The organism is Jujubicoccus corallicola, from assembly GCF_047345645.1.
Taxonomy (GTDB): domain Bacteria; phylum Pseudomonadota; class Alphaproteobacteria; order Rhodobacterales; family Rhodobacteraceae; genus JBLEFH01.
Window position 1 is genome coordinate 145,337 of record NZ_JBLEFH010000004.1, and the last position, 16,684, is coordinate 162,020.

The 16,684-nt window shown below is 60.1% G+C and carries 19 protein-coding genes; 12 read left to right on the forward strand and 7 right to left on the reverse strand.

Annotated elements, in window-relative coordinates:
• Nucleotides 1-20: 20 nt before the first annotated feature.
• Together dapA and smpB are read left to right on the forward strand one after the other, a co-directional pair.
• The gene (gene dapA, locus ACMA5I_RS08395; RefSeq protein WP_525885806.1) at nucleotides 21-896 is read left to right on the forward strand and encodes a 4-hydroxy-tetrahydrodipicolinate synthase; all 876 of its coding nucleotides are present in this window, start codon (nucleotides 21-23) and stop codon (nucleotides 894-896) included.
• Nucleotides 896-1,369, forward strand: coding sequence for an SsrA-binding protein SmpB (gene smpB / locus ACMA5I_RS08400; protein ID WP_525885807.1), 474 nt, complete (start codon nucleotides 896-898; stop codon nucleotides 1,367-1,369). Before dapA ends, smpB begins: the two co-directional genes overlap by 1 nt.
• 135 nt (nucleotides 1,370-1,504) lie before the next feature.
• Here smpB and ACMA5I_RS08405 read toward each other — a convergent pair whose 3' ends face one another.
• A complete protein-coding gene (locus tag ACMA5I_RS08405) occupies nucleotides 1,505-2,092 on the reverse strand; it encodes a GNAT family N-acetyltransferase (protein ID WP_525885808.1) in 588 nt (195 codons plus the stop codon).
• An 81-nt stretch (nucleotides 2,093-2,173) separates the two neighbouring features.
• Entirely contained in the window at nucleotides 2,174-2,971 is a 798-nt protein-coding gene (gene dapB, locus ACMA5I_RS08410; protein WP_525885809.1) for a 4-hydroxy-tetrahydrodipicolinate reductase, read from the reverse strand.
• A gap of 85 nt (nucleotides 2,972-3,056) precedes the next feature.
• Here dapB and rbfA point away from each other — a divergent pair, with 85 nt between their 5' ends.
• The 7 genes from rbfA (at nucleotide 3,057) to ACMA5I_RS08445 (ending at nucleotide 10,371) form a co-directional block, all read left to right on the forward strand.
• Nucleotides 3,057-3,452 (forward strand): 30S ribosome-binding factor RbfA, encoded by a 396-nt coding sequence (gene rbfA, locus ACMA5I_RS08415; RefSeq protein ID WP_525885810.1) that lies wholly within the window; start codon nucleotides 3,057-3,059, stop codon nucleotides 3,450-3,452.
• The gene (locus ACMA5I_RS08420) at nucleotides 3,452-4,918 is read left to right on the forward strand and encodes a sulfotransferase family 2 domain-containing protein (protein ID WP_525885811.1); all 1,467 of its coding nucleotides are present in this window, start codon (nucleotides 3,452-3,454) and stop codon (nucleotides 4,916-4,918) included. The genes rbfA and ACMA5I_RS08420 overlap by 1 nt, the downstream gene beginning before the upstream one ends.
• A 23-nt stretch (nucleotides 4,919-4,941) precedes the next feature.
• Nucleotides 4,942-5,847, forward strand: a complete 906-nt coding sequence (gene truB, locus ACMA5I_RS08425) for a tRNA pseudouridine(55) synthase TruB (protein ID WP_525885812.1) — start codon at nucleotides 4,942-4,944, stop codon at nucleotides 5,845-5,847.
• A gap of 38 nt (nucleotides 5,848-5,885) precedes the next feature.
• The gene (locus ACMA5I_RS08430; protein ID WP_525885813.1) at nucleotides 5,886-6,755 is read left to right on the forward strand and encodes a hypothetical protein; all 870 of its coding nucleotides are present in this window, start codon (nucleotides 5,886-5,888) and stop codon (nucleotides 6,753-6,755) included.
• A 153-nt stretch (nucleotides 6,756-6,908) separates the two neighbouring features.
• Nucleotides 6,909-7,178 carry a 30S ribosomal protein S15 gene (gene rpsO, locus ACMA5I_RS08435; RefSeq protein WP_525885814.1) on the forward strand — a complete coding sequence of 90 codons (270 nt, stop codon included), beginning with the start codon at nucleotides 6,909-6,911 and terminating at the stop codon, nucleotides 7,176-7,178.
• A gap of 135 nt (nucleotides 7,179-7,313) precedes the next feature.
• Nucleotides 7,314-9,452: a polyribonucleotide nucleotidyltransferase gene (pnp, locus tag ACMA5I_RS08440; RefSeq protein ID WP_525885815.1), complete on the forward strand. Its 2,139-nt coding sequence runs from the start codon at nucleotides 7,314-7,316 to the stop codon at nucleotides 9,450-9,452.
• A gap of 100 nt (nucleotides 9,453-9,552) precedes the next feature.
• On the forward strand, nucleotides 9,553-10,371 hold the full coding sequence (locus ACMA5I_RS08445; RefSeq protein WP_525885816.1) for a DUF3800 domain-containing protein: 819 nt from the start codon (nucleotides 9,553-9,555) through the stop codon (nucleotides 10,369-10,371).
• Nucleotides 10,372-10,521: 150 nt separating this feature from the next.
• Here ACMA5I_RS08445 and ACMA5I_RS08450 read toward each other — a convergent pair whose 3' ends face one another.
• The gene (locus ACMA5I_RS08450; protein ID WP_525885817.1) at nucleotides 10,522-12,093 is read right to left on the reverse strand and encodes an SLC13 family permease; all 1,572 of its coding nucleotides are present in this window, start codon (nucleotides 12,091-12,093) and stop codon (nucleotides 10,522-10,524) included.
• A gap of 153 nt (nucleotides 12,094-12,246) precedes the next feature.
• Here ACMA5I_RS08450 and ACMA5I_RS08455 point away from each other — a divergent pair, with 153 nt between their 5' ends.
• The 3 genes from ACMA5I_RS08455 to ACMA5I_RS08465 are packed head-to-tail and all read left to right on the forward strand — an operon-like array spanning nucleotide 12,247 to nucleotide 13,484.
• On the forward strand, nucleotides 12,247-12,621 hold the full coding sequence (locus ACMA5I_RS08455) for a MerR family transcriptional regulator (protein ID WP_525885818.1): 375 nt from the start codon (nucleotides 12,247-12,249) through the stop codon (nucleotides 12,619-12,621).
• Nucleotides 12,608-12,982, forward strand: a complete 375-nt coding sequence (locus ACMA5I_RS08460; protein ID WP_525885819.1) for a carboxymuconolactone decarboxylase family protein — start codon at nucleotides 12,608-12,610, stop codon at nucleotides 12,980-12,982. Before ACMA5I_RS08455 ends, ACMA5I_RS08460 begins: the two co-directional genes overlap by 14 nt.
• Nucleotides 12,983-13,013: 31 nt before the next feature.
• Nucleotides 13,014-13,484 carry a GyrI-like domain-containing protein gene (locus ACMA5I_RS08465; protein WP_525885820.1) on the forward strand — a complete coding sequence of 157 codons (471 nt, stop codon included), beginning with the start codon at nucleotides 13,014-13,016 and terminating at the stop codon, nucleotides 13,482-13,484.
• 106 nt (nucleotides 13,485-13,590) lie between these two features.
• Here the strand turns inward: ACMA5I_RS08465 and lysM are convergent, their stop codons facing one another.
• Genes lysM through fzlA form a run of 4 tightly spaced genes read right to left on the reverse strand, consistent with a single transcriptional unit; the run spans nucleotide 13,591 to nucleotide 16,636 of the window.
• A complete protein-coding gene (lysM, locus tag ACMA5I_RS08470; RefSeq protein ID WP_525885821.1) occupies nucleotides 13,591-14,037 on the reverse strand; it encodes a peptidoglycan-binding protein LysM in 447 nt (148 codons plus the stop codon).
• 54 nt (nucleotides 14,038-14,091) lie between these two features.
• Nucleotides 14,092-14,940, reverse strand: a complete 849-nt coding sequence (locus ACMA5I_RS08475; protein WP_525885822.1) for an SDR family oxidoreductase — start codon at nucleotides 14,938-14,940, stop codon at nucleotides 14,092-14,094.
• On the reverse strand, nucleotides 14,937-15,971 hold the full coding sequence (queG, locus tag ACMA5I_RS08480; RefSeq protein ID WP_525885823.1) for a tRNA epoxyqueuosine(34) reductase QueG: 1,035 nt from the start codon (nucleotides 15,969-15,971) through the stop codon (nucleotides 14,937-14,939). Before queG ends, ACMA5I_RS08475 begins: the two co-directional genes overlap by 4 nt.
• Nucleotides 15,971-16,636, reverse strand: a complete 666-nt coding sequence (fzlA, locus tag ACMA5I_RS08485; protein ID WP_525886011.1) for an FtsZ-binding protein FzlA — start codon at nucleotides 16,634-16,636, stop codon at nucleotides 15,971-15,973. Before fzlA ends, queG begins: the two co-directional genes overlap by 1 nt.
• Nucleotides 16,637-16,684 lie beyond the last annotated feature (48 nt).

The window sequence follows — 16,684 nt, forward strand, 5'->3', positions numbered from 1 at the left end:
TATATAGCCGGAGGTATCTCATGTTCAAAGGGTCGTTCCCAGCCCTAATTACCCCTTTCGCAAACGGGGCGCTGGACGAGAAGGCTCTGCGTGATCTCGTGGACTGGCAAATCAGTGAAGGAACACACGGGCTTGTGACCGTTGGGACCACGGGCGAGTCGCCCACGCTGACCCATGAAGAGCATGAGCAGGTCATTGCCATCACTGTCGAACAAGCCAAGGGCCGGGTGCCGGTGATTGCGGGTGCGGGGTCGAACAACACGGTCGAATCCATCCGCTTCGCGCATCACGCCGAGCGTGTGGGGGCCGATGCGATTCTCGTGGTCTCGCCCTATTACAACAAGCCGAACCAGCGCGGGCTCTACGCGCATTTCAAAGCCGTCGCTGGGGCGGTTGAATTGCCGCTCTTCATTTACAATATACCGGGTCGGTCCATCGTGGATGTAAAGCCGGACACGATGGGCGAACTGGCGAAGATCGACAATATTGTCGGCGTGAAGGATGCGACGGGCGATGTCTGCCGCGTCTCGGATCAGCGGATCACCTGCGGGCCGGACTTTATCCAGCTTTCGGGCGAAGATGGCTCGGCGCTCGGGTTCAATGCCCATGGCGGGGTTGGCTGTATCTCTGTGACCGCGAATGTCGCGCCGCGTCTCTGCGCGGAGTTTCAGGAAGCGACGCTGGCAGGGGACTACGCGAAAGCCCTGATCATTCAGGACCGTCTGATGCCGCTCCACCGCGCGATGTTCGCTGACACGAATCCGGCACCCGCAAAATACGGCCTCTCGCTCTTGGGCCGCTGCGCCGAAGATGTGCGCAGCCCGATGATGCCGCTGGAAGATGATGTAAAGGAGAAGGTCCGCGCGGCCATGGTCCACGCCGGCCTGCTGAATTAATGGCCAAAGCCAAGGACAATCCGAATTACAAGGTCGTCGCCGAAAACCGCAAGGCGCGCTACAATTACACCATCGAGGACGATATCGAGACGGGGATCGTGCTTGAGGGCTCCGAGGTGAAAAGCCTGCGCAATGGCAAAGGCAATATCGCCGAGAGCTATGCCAATGTGGAAGAGGGCGAGCTGTGGCTGATCAACAGCCGCATCGACCCTTACGAGCAGGCGAAGACGTTCACCCATGACGAGACCCGCAAGCGCAAGCTGCTCGTGTCGCGCAAGGAACTCGACCGGCTCGCCAAAGGCGTGGGCCGCGAAGGCATGACGCTGATCCCGCTGGTGCTCTATTTCAACCATCGCGGGATGGCGAAGCTGAAACTCGGCATCGCCAAGGGGAAAAAGACCGTCGACAAGCGCGAGACCGAGAAGAAGCGCGACTGGCAGCGCCAGAAAGCGCGGTTGCTGAAACAGGGCTGACGGTCCGAGCGGTCGCGCAGCGCCGGGGGATGCCCCTTGCTGCGCGAGGCTGACCCTTCGGGCAGCCGCGTGTGGTGCGGGTGTTGTCGACTTATTTGGCCAGGTTGGCTTTAGCGAGCGAATCTGCGCGAGCCGTCAGAGGGTTTTGATCCAGAAACTCAGCGGCTTGCGGGTCTCTCCCGTCTCGCCAATGTCTTTCCAGGAAAATGTCGTGCGCATCTCCGGATGATGGACAAACCCTTGTGCCTGCCAGAACCCATGCAGCGGGCGGTAACCCTCGGGCCGCATCGGGTGATCCTCAGGCCGCTCAACAGCGCAGAACGTCGCGATTTTCGCTTTCGCCTCACGCGCGGCGGCAAGCCGTCCCTCCATGAACGCCTTGCCGATCCCGGCGCCGCGATACCCCGCCTCCAGCACCGACTCGCCAAAATAGAAAATCTCGTCCAGATCATAACCCGCTTCGCGGAACGGGGCCTGCACCTCGTCAGTCTCGCTCGTCATCGGCAGCGCGCTGGCCGCACCAATCGCCCGTTCGCCATCCCGCGCCAGAACCAGCACCGCCCCCGGCGCTTGCGCATAGGTGTCGAGATAATCGGTCTCATAGGCACGCGAGCCGTCATAGAGATAGGGAAACTCGCGAAACACCGTCATGCGCAGCGTCGCGAGGTCATCGAGATAGGGCCGCATCGCCTCGCCGCGCAGGGTCTCCACCGTGATCGTCATGTCCCTTCCCTCCCGTCTTTCGGGCGGCAGCGCGGCGCTTTGGGGGTCGATCCCCCGAAGCGCCGCCGCCTGCGGCCGGGCTCAGTCCTTGAGACCCAGCACGTCGTTCATGTCGTAATGCCCCGGCGCGCGGCCCTTGAGCCACGCCGCCGCCGCGACCGCGCCACGCGCGAAAATCATCCGGTCCGTCGCGACATGGCGCAGGATGATCCGCTCGCCAGCCCCGGCGAAAATCACGTCATGCTCGCCGACCACATCGCCGCCGCGCAGCGCCGCAAAGCCGATATCGCCGCGTTTGCGCGCACCGGTCTGGCCGTCGCGGCCCCGGTCCGACACCTTGCCCAACTCCACGCCGCGCCCTTCCGCCGCCGCTTCGCCAAGCATCAGCGCGGTGCCCGAGGGCGCATCGACCTTGTGCTTATGGTGCATCTCAACAATCTCAATGTCGAAATCCGGGCCAAGTGCCGCCGCGACCCGTTTCGTCAGCCCCGTGAGCAAATTCACCCCAAGCGACATATTCCCGGCCCGCACAATCGGCGCATCCGCCTTGGCCAGCTCCGCCAGCTCTTCATCCGAAAACCCGGTCGTCCCAATCACCAAACCCGTGCCGGTTTTCTGCGCCAGTTCCGCGTGATGCAGCGTCGCCTTGGGCGCAGTGAAATCAATCACCACATCACTGTCTTGAAACACCGTCTCCGGCGTTTGGCACACATTCACGTCGCCCCCGCCCGAGACGAAATCGCCAAGCCGCTGGCCCGCCCAGTCGTGACCCGGCCGCTCGCCCGCCGCCGACAACTGCGCCGCCTCGCTCTCCGCCAGCGCCGCGACCAGCATTTGCCCCATTCGGCCCGAGACGCCCATTACCCCGACATTGATCATCTCGCGGCTCCTTTTGTCTTGCTCTTCATTGTCATTCCTATGCCTCGCTTCTATGTTGGCCTCAAGCAAGAGAAAAGGCAGAGTCATGGCAGCCATTCATGGAAACGGAGCCCCCAGCCAGCGGCAATTGCGCGTCGGCGAGGTGATCCGCCGCGCCCTTTCGGACCTTCTGATGCGCGGCGATGTGCATGACCCGGACCTTTCAGGCCGCTCCATCACCGTGGGTGAAGTGCGGATGTCGCCGGATCTCAAACAGGCGACGGCCTATGTGATGCCGCTTGGCGGCGGAAATGTTGCCGAAGTGATCGAAATCCTGAAGCGCAACGCCCCGGAAATCCGCCATCTGATCGCGAAACAGGTCGATCTGAAATTCGCACCCAAGCTGAAATTCGTCGCCGATGAGACCTATGATCAGCTTGAGAAAACGCAGGAACTCTTCTCCCGCGAAGAGGTGCGCCGCGATCTGGACCGGGACGATTGATGACCGCTGAGAGCCGGATCGCGATCAAGGACCTCAAGGGCACCGATCCGCGTTTTGGCTATCTGCCGCTCATGGATGACGACGCGGATGTGCTGCGCCGCGTAATCCTACAACAGGCGGGGATGCGGCTCCCCGATCCGCAGAATATCGTGCGCCGCCCGCTCCTCCCCGACCATCCCGGCCTTTCGCCAACCGGTGTCTATATCGCCGCCGTGTCGAACCCGGTGACGCGGCTGTTGCAGAATTACGTGACGGCGGCGCTCCTGCCCGGTAAGCGGCGGCAGGAGCGTCTCGTCGCCTTTCTCAGTGAATCTGAGGGCTATGACGTCACGCCCGGCGCGAGTTTGGACACGCATCGCCGCAATCTCGATGCGCTTCTGGAATGGATCGCCGAGGCGCGGGAAGGCGGGCCGCTGCAAAAGCTTGGCAAACGCTGGCGCCCGCAGACCCGCCCGCTCGCGCGGCTCGCTTTCGCCAATGGGCTGATCGTGCCGCAGGAGCGGTTCGGCGAGGTTGTCGCGCAGTATATGGCGGAGGAGCTGCCCGAGCTGCTGCCGCTGCCGGAAAGCATCCCGACACCGGCGCAAACGCTTCTGTCGCAAGAGGATTTGCGCCCGGATCAGATCCAGAAGATCGAGGATCTTTATGGCTCGGATCTGCATTACTGGGTCGAGGCGCGGGATTTTTGCGCCGCGCTGAAAACGCAAGCCTGGGTGCCGCCCGCCCCGCCGACGCAGCCCGCATCCACCGAGGTTCAGGCGCTCGGCACGGAGAGCCTGCCGCTTTACGCCATCACCACCGCGAAAACCGGCTGCACTTTCCTGCGCAATCTGATGTATCGGCTGGCGCATGGCCGCCTTTACGACGACCCGATGGATATCGCCAACGCGCCGGATCTGCCGCGCATTTCGGTCACAAGAAGCCAAGTCGAGGCGGGGCTTGGCATCTTCATGGTGCGCGACCCGCGAGACCGGTTCTTTTCGCTCTATTTCGACAAGGTGATCGGCACCGGGCCGCACGCCTTTCCCTTTATCGCCGAGACGCTGGAGCAAGGCGGCGGCTTCACACGCACGCCCGAAACCGCGGACGATCACCGCGCCAATTGCCACCTGCTGCTCGACATGATCGCGCGACAGATGGGGCAACGGGGGCGTGACAAACTCAACCCCCATTGGCGGCCGCAGCAGTATCGCGCCAGTCTCGCGACCGCGTTCGGCTTCCAGCCCGTCGACCTCAGCAACGCCCGCGCGCAGATCACCGCCCTCGCCGCGCCGCTGATCCCTGAGATTGGGACGATCATCGAGAGTCTGCCGCCGCTCAATGAAAGCGTGAAACCGATCCCGACCGCGGAGCTCACAACACCCGATCTCGAACGCCGCATCGCCGATCTTTATCCCGACGACATGCTCCTCTATGCAAAGACCCGTGACACTTGGGCGGAGACGGGCGCTCCCCCCAAATTATAGGCGAAACTCTAAAGGGGCGACGCATGGCGAGACGCAAAAAAGGGCGGTCCATTTCCGGCTGGCTGATCGTGGACAAACCCGCCGGGTGGAGTTCCGCAGCCGTCGTGAACAAGGTCAAATGGGCGTTTGAGGCGCAAAAGGCGGGCCATGCGGGCACGCTCGACCCGGACGCCACCGGCCTTCTCGCCATCGCACTTGGCGAGGCGACCAAGACCGTCCCCTATCTCACCGACGCGCTGAAAGCCTATGATTTCGCGGTCAATTGGGGCGCGGCGACCAATACGGATGACCTCGAAGGCGAGGTGATCGCGACCCGCGACGCGCGCCCGAGCGAGGCCGATGTGATCGCCGCGCTCCCCGCCTTCACCGGCGAGATCATGCAAGTGCCGCCCGCCTTCTCCGCCGTGAAAATCGACGGCGAACGCGCCTATAAAGCCGCGCGCAAGGGCGAAGGGGTGGCGCTCAAAGCCCGCCCGCTCTTCGTCGACACCCTCCGCCTCGACGCCCACACACAAGACCAATCCCGCCTCCACATGGTCTGCGGCAAGGGCGGCTATGTCCGCGCCATCGGGCGGGATTTGGGCGAAACCCTCGGCTGCCTCGGCCATATCGCGTGGCTCCGCCGGGTCTGGTCCGGCCCGTTCACACTGGAAGATGCGGTGAGCCTCGACGACATCGAAACCCGCGCCCGCACCCCCGAGATCGACGAACTGCTGCTCCCCATCGAAACCGCCCTCGCGGACCTCCCCCGCATGACCGCCACCGAAGCCGGCGCCCTCCGCCTTACCAACGGCAACCCCGGCGAGGTGATCGGGGATGCCGAGCCGGGCGAGATGGTCTGGGCCGCACGGGATGGCGCACCGATTGCGATTGGTCGGTATATGGGCGGGATGCTGCACCCGGATCGGGTGTTTCGGGTTGAGGTGTAATTATGCAGTTTAATAGGATCATACTCACGCTTTGCTTAGTGAGCTTACCCTTCTCAGTCCTGTCTCAAGAGGAGGAAGATCGTTCAGCCTTAGGTCAAAGTTCATTCGAAATAACGAGTGAAACTCCGGCTTGGATAGAAGAAATTGAAGAGCCTTCAAATTTAAGAGCGCAAGGAGCTGAACTATCAATCGCTCTACAAAAGGAATCGATTTCTGTTGATCGACTTGCAATGCGGGCATCTTGGCTTTCGACTCTTGTAGCGATGATCGCAGCCAGCCTCCTTTTATGGACATTGCTACTCACCCGCCAAGCAAATGCGGCGGCAAGGGAGGCCGTTGAGGTTACTCGTAAAGCCTCAATAGACCAATCGCGTGCATACATTCATGTCGATGCAGCAACAATCACTTGGGGGAACAAGTTTGGAGAACACCCGGAAGTCACACTAACCGCGATAAACAGCGGTCAAACACCGGCTAAATGGTTTGAAATCATCTCGGTATGTAGTGCGCGAGAACTTAATGATAAAAATTCTCTGCACTCAACTGAGATCTTTATACAACGCAAGGCGACACGATGGAACGCTTTTCCAGCAAATGATGAACAAACAATGCCAGGCATTCAGACACAAAAGGACTTTGATGCACTAAAAGGGTCTTACGCAAAGAAAGATATTTTAATCTCAATATCTGGGAAAATACGTTACTGCACCTTTTACGACGAAATTTTCGAATCTGATTTTTTGTTTGAGCACGCCAATACTCCAAAATATCGCGAAATATCTCGCGAAATTATTGGCACAGAACTTGCACCTCATGGCGTGCCAATTAATGTAGTTGAAACGGATGAACAATCGCATCGGATTCCAAAATCGCCTTCGCATGACATCCGGACATTTGTAAGATTGTGAAAATGGCTTGCTTTTAGGCTGATCTACCATCCCCCTTCCCTTCCCGCCAAAAATCTGCCATATACCGCCGCACACCCCCTCTCATGGGGGTGTTATCTTTCCATGACCCCGCTGGACGACATCCCGGCTGGGCCGAAACACAAGGAGATCCCGATGTCGATCACAGCAGACGCCAAAGAAAAGCTCATCAAGGAATATGCGACGAAAGACGGTGATACCGGCTCCCCCGAGGTGCAGGTTGCCATTCTGACGCATCGCATCACCAACCTGACCGAGCATTTCAAAGGTCACAAGAAGGACAACCACTCGCGGCGTGGCCTTCTCAAAATGGTTTCGCAGCGTCGTAAGCTGCTCGACTATGTCAAAGCCAAGGATGAAGAGCGTTACAAAAAGCTCATCACCAGCCTCGGCATCCGCCGTTAATCTGATTTCGGGAGCGCGCCCTTTGCCGGGCGCGTTTCCATATGTGCCGCCCGTTTCGCCCCGAACGGTCCGGCAGGATGGAAAGGGGCAACGGAAAACGGGGCCGCAGGGGCGGTGCCCGGTTAAGGAAACGCTATGTTCAATGAAGTTAAAAAGACGATCCAGTGGGGGCGTGAGACGCTGACTCTGGAGACGGGCAAGGTTGCGCGTCAGGCAGATGGCACGGTCATCGCCACCCTTGGGGAAACCTGTGTGATGGCTAACGTCACCTTCGCCAAGGAAGCCAAAGAGGGCGTGGATTTCTTCCCGCTCACGGTGAACTATCAGGAAAAATTCTACGCGGCTGGCAAGATCCCCGGCGGTTTCTTCAAACGTGAAGGCCGTCCGACCGAAAAAGAGACGCTGACCTCGCGCCTCATCGACCGCCCCATCCGCCCGCTCTTCGTGCCGGGCTTCAAGCATGAGACGCAGGTGGTCTGCACGGTGCTGTCGCATGATCTCGAAAACGATCCCGATATCGTCGCGATGATTGCCGCATCGGCGGCGCTGACGATTTCCGGCGTGCCGTTCATGGGCCCGATTGCCGCGGCTCGCGTAGGGTTCGCGAATGGTGAATATGTGCTGAACCCGCCCGTCGAGGACATGCACAAGCTGCGCCAGAACCCTGAGCAGCGTCTCGACCTCGTCGTCGCTGGCACCAAAGATGCCGTGATGATGGTGGAGTCCGAAGCTTATGAGCTGTCGGAAGAGGAAATGCTTGGCGCCGTGACCTTCGGTCATGACCAGATGCAGCCGGTGATCGACGCGATCATTTCGCTGGCCGAGTCGGCGGCGAAAGAGCCGTTCGACTTCACCCCGCCGGATTACAGCGCGCTTTACGAGAAGGTCGCTGGCCTTGGCGAAGCGAAGATGCGCGATGCCTATGCGATCAAGGACAAGGGCGACCGCCGCGACGCGATCCAGGCTGTCCGCGAAGAAATCGTGGGCAATCTGTCGGAAGAAGAGCTGGACGACAAAAACCTCGGCTCCGCGCTCAAGAAGCTGGAATCGACCGTCCTGCGCGGCGATGTGATCAAGACCGGCAGCCGCATTGACGGCCGTTCGCTCGACACCGTGCGTGCGATCGAAGCGGAAGCGGGCGTACTGCCCCGCACCCACGGCTCGGCGCTCTTCACCCGCGGCGAAACGCAGTCGCTCTGCGTTGTGACCCTCGGCACCGGCGACAATGAGCAGATCATCGACGCACTTGACGGCGAGAGCCGCGAGAATTTCATGCTGCACTACAACTTCCCGCCCTATTCGGTCGGTGAGACGGGCCGCATGGGCAGCCCGGGCCGCCGCGAAATCGGCCACGGGAAACTCGCATGGCGCGCCCTTCAGGCGGTTCTGCCAGCCCCGACGGACTTCCCCTACACCATCCGCGTGGTCTCCGAGATCACCGAGTCGAACGGCTCGTCCTCGATGGCCACCGTCTGCGGCGGTTCGCTCTCGATGATGGATGCGGGCGTTCCGCTGAAAGCGCCGGTGGCCGGTGTGGCCATGGGTCTCATCCTCGAAGGCGACGAGTTTGCGGTTCTGACTGACATCCTCGGCGATGAAGATCACCTCGGCGATATGGACTTTAAAGTGGCGGGCACCGAAAACGGCATCACCTCGCTCCAGATGGACATCAAGGTTGCCGGGATCACGCCGGAAATCATGAGCCAGGCCCTCGCGCAGGCGAAAGGTGGCCGGATGCATATCCTCGACGAAATGGGCAAAGCCCTTTCGGAAGCCGGTGCGTTCTCCGCACATGCGCCGAAGATCGAAACGATCCAGATTGCCACCGACAAGATCCGCGAAGTGATCGGGTCCGGCGGCAAGGTGATCCGCTCCATCGTCGAGGAGTCGGGCGCGAAGGTCGACATCAACGACGACGGCCAGATCAAGATCGCCTCGAACGATCAGGACAAGATCGACGCGGCCAAGAAGATGATCATGGAAATCGCCGCCGAGCCGGAAGTGGGCGCGGTCTATACCGGGAAAGTCGTGAAGATCATGGACTTCGGTGCGTTCGTGAACTTCTTCGGCAAGCGCGACGGCCTCGTCCATGTCAGCCAGATGGCCAACGAGCGCGTCGGCCACCCGAAGGACGTCGTGTCCGAAGGGCAGGACGTGAAGGTCAAACTGATGGGCTTCGATGATCGCGGCAAGGTGCGCCTGTCGATGAAAGTCGTCGATCAGGAAACCGGCGAAGAGATCGGCCAGAAAGCCACCGCGGACGAGGAAGAGTAAGCCTCACTCGCTGGTTAGAAACGAAACGCCCCGCAGAGATGCGGGGCGTTTTTTTAGAACTATCCTTTGATATTAAGATAAAATTATATAATTTTGCGAGATGGCGTATTCTTATAATGTATATATAGACGAATCTGGAGACGACGGTCTCTCCAAATTTAGACAGCCCGGTGGTAAAGGTGGAGCTTCACACTGGCTGGTGATCGGCGCTTGCATAGTGCGCGCAAGTCGCGATCTCGAGTTGGTTGAATTGCGAGATAAAATTAGAGCTGAGTGCAAGCCTAAATCTAAACGCAGGGATATCCACTTTAAGGATATGACCCATTCTCAAAAACGGCGTTCCTGCCAAATTATCGGAGGTAGTCCGTTACGTTTCTCGTGCGTACTCGGATACAAAAACACCCCTGAGGCATCTACATTCACTGAGAAAAATCAACTTTATTTCTATCTCACCAGATTTTTGATTGAGAGAGTATCATGGTTCTGCAGAGACTATCGTCCTATTGTCAAAGAAGGTGACGGCAGAGCTAAGATCGTATTTTCTCGTCGCGGCGGCTTAAGCTATGATGGCTTCAAAGAGTACTTGGAGAGACTCAAAAAGGATCAAAATTGCAGAATTCATTGGCCTGCCATCGATATTTCTGCTGTAGACGCCCAAGACCACTCAAAACTCGCAGCGTTACAAATAGCGGACTTTGGAGTGAGTGCGATTGCTTCCGCAATCGAGCCAGATTTATATGGAAACGTTGAAGATAAATACATAAACGAAATTAGTAAAAATATATATCAAAGGCATGGGAATTATATGAGTTATGGCCTCAAGTTCCTTCCCGATATTGATAGCGTATCCTTGAGCCCGAGCCAAAAGAATGTTTTCAAAGATTTTGTAAATTATAATGGGCAGCCCCCCGGCCCATAATTGCGATCTCTCGCCTGCATCCGATAGGGATACTCTGGGTAATTCCGGCGCATGACTGCCCTACGACCAATATAGGAAAATTCTCCTAACGATCAATGATCTTTGTCACCTTTCTTCGCACTCAATTCAACACACTGATTTAATTAATTTTTAAAACTCCAACCCGAGCGCGAACCCGCCGAGCAGGTAACAGAACACGGTAATCAGCACGACGCCGATGATGTTCAGGACGAAGCCCCCTTTCGCCATTTGACCGATGGTGACTGCGCCCGTACCGAAGACGATCGCGTTTGGCGGGGTGCCGACCGGGAGCATGAAGGCGCAGGTTGCGGCGAAGGCGGCCGGGATCAGAAGGGTCATTGCGTCTGCGCCGATACCGACGGCGACACCGCCAAGGACGGGGATGAAAGTCGCCGCCGTGGCTGTGTTGCTGGTGACTTCGGTGAGGAACAGAACAATCAGGCAGACCGCGCCGACGAGCAGGATCGTCGGGAGCACTTGCAACCCTGTCACCTGTTGGCCGAACCAACTGTCGAGACCCGTTGCGGCCACCGCGCTGGCGAGGCTGAGACCACCGCCAAAGAGGAGCAGCACGCCCCAAGGCAAGCCATCCTCCGCATCCTGCCAGTCGAGCACCATTTTGCCGCGATCATCGCCGGGGAGCAGAAACATCGTGATGCCTGCACCGATGGCAATCGCCGTGTCGTCGAGATTGCCGAACCAGCCGAGATTGTCGCCAAGGCCGGGGATGCTGGCGAGCAGGCCCGGCACCACCCAGAGGAACGCCGCGCCACCAAAGACGAACATCACCATCCGTTCGCCCTGGCTGACCGCGCCGAGTTGGTGGATCTCGCTCTGAATCATCTCTTCGCCGCCGGGCACCTCGTCGAGATCGAAACGGTAGAGGATCCGTGTCATCAACACCCAAGCGATCAGGATGAAGGTGAAGGCGAGCGGGACGCCGAGGATCATCCATTCGAGAAAACCGATGTCGCGGCCAAGCTCATCCGACGCATAGCCCGCAATGATCGCGTTTGGCGGGCTGCCAAGCAGCGTGCCGAGGCCGCCCATGGAGGCCGACCACGCAATCGCCAGCACGAGGCACACGCCGAAGCGGCGGATATTGTCATCGGCGATATGCGCGACATGGCCGGGCTTGTGCGGCACATCTTGGCCGCCGCCCGCGCGTTCGGCGACAAGGGTGAGGACAGAGAGACCGATGGGGAGCATCATCAGCGTCGTCGCCGTGTTCGAGACCCACATCGACAGGAAACCGGTCGCGATCATCAGGCCAAGAACAATCCGGCGCGGCTCTGCACCCACGCGGGCGAGGGTCAGGAGCGCGATCCGGCGGTGCAGGTTCCATTTCTCCATCGCAATGGCGATGAGAAACCCGCCTAGAAAGAGGAAGACGATGGAGCTCGCATAAGGCGCGGTCGACTCGCCGACGGTGCGTTCCGTGAAGGCCGGGATCAGGACGATGGGGAGCAGCGAGGTCGCGGCCAGCGGGATCGCCTCGCTCATCCACCAGACCGCCATGAGCGTCGCAATCGCCGCCACGAAACGCGCATCGCTCGACAGTTCCGCCGAGCCGCCAAGCAGCAGCCAGACCACAATCGCCGCGATCACCCCCGCCGCACGCAGGATCCATGTCGTCTTCGCGGACCGCGGCGGATCCTGATATTCGTCAAACTCACCTTGCTGGGGAATTGGCTCGCCCATCGTATCCTCCCTTTTTTAACGAATGTTGACGTTACGGCATAACAGGACAATGAGAATTTCCAGAAAACTTGAACCATCATGCGGCGCAGCAAAAATAGGGCTTGAGCTGGAGTGCGCTCCAGCCGGTAGAAAGTGAGTCGTCAGGAGGCGAATATGTTGATGGGTGAGGTGTGCAAGCGGACCGGGCTGACGGCGGATACGCTGCGGTTTTACGAGAAAATCGGGCTGATGCCGACGGTCGCGCGGGATGCGGGCGGGCGGCGGCGCTACGGTCCGGCGGATCTGCGCTGGCTGGAGTTTCTCGCACTGCTCCGCGCGACCGGGATGCCGCAGGCGCAGCGCTTGCACTACGCGCAGTTGCGGGCCGAGGGCGATGCGACCGTCACCGCTCGGCGTGAGATGCTGGAGACGCAGCGCGACGCGGTCGTCCAAAAGATCGCGGATCTCACCAGAACCCTTGGCTTTCTGGACGACAAAATCGCGCTCTACCGGCGCATGGAGAATGGAGACACCGATGACAACACTTGAGAAAGCCCGCGATATCGTCGCGCAACTGAACCCCGATCTCGAAACCGCGCTTGCGGAGAAATACGACCACACGCTGCCCGGCATGAGCGAAAGCCTGATCGACTGGGCTTACGGCCACCATTACGCCCGCGCCGGTCTCGACCTCAAAACCCGCCAGCTTTGCACCATCGCGGCGCTGACCGTTCTGGGCGGGCAGACCGCGCCGCAGCTTAAGGTGAACGTCGCGCACAGCCTCGCAGCGGGGGCCAGCCAGACCGAAATCCTGGAGGCGATCTGGCAGATGGCGGTCTATGGCGGAATGCCCGCGGCGATCAACGGGCTGAATGCCGCGATGGAGGTCTTTGCTGAAGAGGAAGCTTGATTGGCGCCCTCCCTCCGCGCAAAGTCAATCTATGACACATGAAAAGCCCCGTTTCCTCACCGCGCCCGGCATGTATATCGCCGGGCTGTCTGAACGCCACCAAATCGCCGATATCGGTGATGTGGTGCCCGCGCAATGGCGGCGTTTCATGGAGATGCCGCCCTTGCCCGGCATCGGCGATGCTTATTACGGCGTGACCGAGGGGATGGACGCGGATGAGGGCGTGATCGACTATCTCTGCGGGGTGGAGGTCGCGGAAATCGACGACTTGCCGGATGACGCGGACCGCATGTATCTGCCCGAAGCGGAATATGCCGTCTTCACCCATCACGGCGCGACCGACACGCTTGCGCAAACATGGTCGGCGATCTTGGGCGAGGCTTTGCCCAGCATGGGCCTGCGGATCGGCGGCAACCTGCCCTTCGAGCGTTACGGTCCCGGCTATGATCCGACCTCGCGCAAGGGCGATATCGAGATCTGGATGCCGATCCTGCGCGGATGACCTTCGGGTCATCTGCGGGCCGAAGGGGCGCAAGGCCCCGAGGCACGCGCACCCGCAAAGAAAAACCGCGCCCCGAATGGAGCGCGGTCTTTTCATGTCGAGCTTATCAGTCCTGCGGGATGCGCAGGGTCTGGCCCGGATAGATCTTGTCCGGATCCGACAGCATCGGCTTGTTGGCTTCGAAAATCTTCTGATAATCCGCACCATTGCCGAGGGTCTTTTCCGCGATGGCCCAAAGGGTGTCGCCCTTCTCCACCACGTGGAATTTCGGCTCCTTGCTGCCATCATCCGCTTCGAGATCGTCCTCGACGGTGGCCACGCCTTCGACATTGCCCGCCGCCAGAATGATCTTCTCACGCTGTTCCTGCGTCACATTCTTGCCGGAGACCTTCACCTTGTCGCCGTCAACCTTGACCTGAACCTCGTTGTTATCAAGGCCGAGATCCTTCAGCTCTTTCTTGATCGCTTCTTCCTTGGCCGGGGCTTCCGCCGCTTCCGCTTTGCCGCCAAACAGGCCCTTACCGGCCTCTTTCACAAAATTCCAAAGTCCCATGATGTCCTCCTCGGGTGGGTTGCGGCGAAACTATGGGCGGGAAACATTTGTTAATCAAGCGTCCGGCGGGTCTGCCTTCAGAAGCGCAGACAAACCTGCGTGATAATCGGGGTAAAGCAGTTTCAAATCGAAGCGTTCCTTGAGCTTGTCATTCCGCACACGCTTGTTTTCGGCGTAAAAACTCCGCGCCATGGGGGACATATCCGCGTCCTCAAACCGATATTCCGGCGGGGGCGGCATCTCCAACAGGCGCGCCGCTTCGGTCAGCACATCCTGCGGCGGCGCGGGCAGGTCATCGACGACATTGTAGATCGCAGGAAACGCGGTGTCGGGGTCGTTCATGCTCGCCTCAAGCGCCTGCGCGATGTCTTCGACATGGCTGCGGGAGAACACTTGGCCCTCCTTAATAATCCGCCGCGCCTTACCGGATTTCACCTTGGAAAACGGCCCGCGTCCGGGCCCGTAAATCCCGCCGAGCCGGAAGATATGCACCGGCAAACCCGTGTCGGCCCAAGCTGCCTCCGCCGCAATCCGCGCTTTGCCGCGCGGTTGCTCGCCATGGAGCGGCGTCGTCTCATCCACCCAGTCCCCGCCATGGTCCCCATAAACGCCTGTGGTCGAGAGATACCCAACCCACTCCGGCGACGCGGCCCGCAACGCCGCGCCATATTCCGCCAGCACCGGATCATCATCCCGCGGCCCGGCGGAGGAGAGGATATGCGTTGCCTCTGCAATCTCTTCGCTCAGATCTTCGCCCCATAGCCGCGCCTCGATCCCGCGCGCCCGCATCGCCTCGGCCTTTTCCGGATCGCGCGTTGTCCCGATGATCCGCCAGCCCTGCGGGGCAAGCCGCCGCTCCAGCGCCTGCGCCGAATAGCCGTGACCGAAACTCAAAAGGATCATGCCGCCCCTTCCAGCCGCGCCACGGCCCATTCCGCCGCCTCGCGCACAACCTCGTCCTCATCCGTCAACAGCGCGCCCGCGTAGGGCACCAGCCCCGCCTCGCCGGAATTGCCAATCGCGTAAAGCACATTGCGCACGAAGCGGTTGCGCCCGATGCGTTTGATCGGCGAGCCGGAAAACACCTCGCGAAACTCAGCATCGGTGAGGCTGACGAGATGCGCCAGCTTAGGGCGGCTCAGTTCGATCCGGCCCCAATAGCCGCTCTCGGTCGCTTCCTGCGCGAATTTGTTCCACGGGCAAACGGCGAGGCAATCGTCGCAGCCATAGATGCGGTTGCCCATTTTCGCGCGCAGTTCCACCGGAACGCTGCCCTTATGCTCGATCGTCAGATAGGAAATGCAGCGCGTCGCATCGAGTTGAAACGGCGCGGGAAACGCATCGGTCGGGCAAATATCGAGACATTTGCGACAGGACCCGCAATGCTCAGCCTCCGGTGCGTCAATGGGCAGTTCTTCGGTGGTGAAAATCGCCCCCAGAAAGAACCAGTTGCCAAGATCCCGGCCCAGCAAATTCGTATGCTTGCCCTGCCAGCCGAGACCCGCCGCCTCCGCCAGCGGCTTCTCCATCACCGGCGCCGTGTCCACGAACACCTTGATCTCCGCCCCGGTTTTCTCGACGAACCAGCGCCCGAGCCGCTTCAGCTTTTTCTTGAGAACGTCGTGATAATCCTTCCCACGCGCATAGACGGAAATCGCGCCGCGGTCGGGATGATTCAGGATTTGCAGCGGGTTTTCGGTCGGGGTGTAGGGCTCCGCCAACATGATGACCGACCGCGCCTCGGGCCAGAGCGCCGCCGGATCGCCCCGCCAATGCGCGCGATCCTCCAGCCAACCCATTTGCCCGTGATAGCCCTCGGCAAGAAACGCTTTGAGGCGCGCCATCGCCTCAGGGATCGCATCCGGACGGCAAACCCCAAGCTTCGCGATGCCGAGTGCGCGGGCCTCTTCATGAAGGGCGGCGCGCAGATCCATCAGAAATCGAGGTCGCGGTAATGCGCGGGCGGGCGGAAGGGCGGCACCTGATCGGCCAGAAGCCCCCGGAAACTCGGGCGCGACTTCACTTTCGCATACCAGTCGCGCAGATTTTGCGAGCGGTTCCACTCGATGACGTCAATATAATCGAGGCAGGAGAAATGCGCCGCGGCAGTCAGATCCGCAAGCGTCATATTGTCCCCGGCAAGCCATTTGCGGCTTTCCAGAAGCCAGTCGCAATAATCGATATGGAAGCGGATATTCTGCAGGCCCGCCTTGATCTTGGCACTGTCCGGCGAGCCGGTTTTCATCAGCCGCTTGTTGACCTTTTCGACCAAGAGATTGCCCGTCACCTCCTGCCACATCTTGCCGTCGAACCACCCGCAGAGGCGGCGCACTTCGGCGCGGTTCACAAGGTCGGTGGGGATGAGGCGCGGGTCGGAATGCAGCTCTTCGAGATATTCGCAGATCGCCTGGCTCTCCGCGAGGATCACCCCATTCGCGCTCAAGACCGGCACCTGGCCCGCCGGGTTCAACCGCAGAAAATCCATGCGCTTGTCCCAGGGGCGCTCTTCGACCAGTTCGGTCTCGATCTTCTTCTCACCCAGAACCAGCCGCACCTTGCGGCTGAACGGGCAGAGCGGCAGATGATAGAGTTTATGCATCGCTTGGCGGCTCTCCTTCGCCCGCGACATTGCCCAATTTTCGGGGCG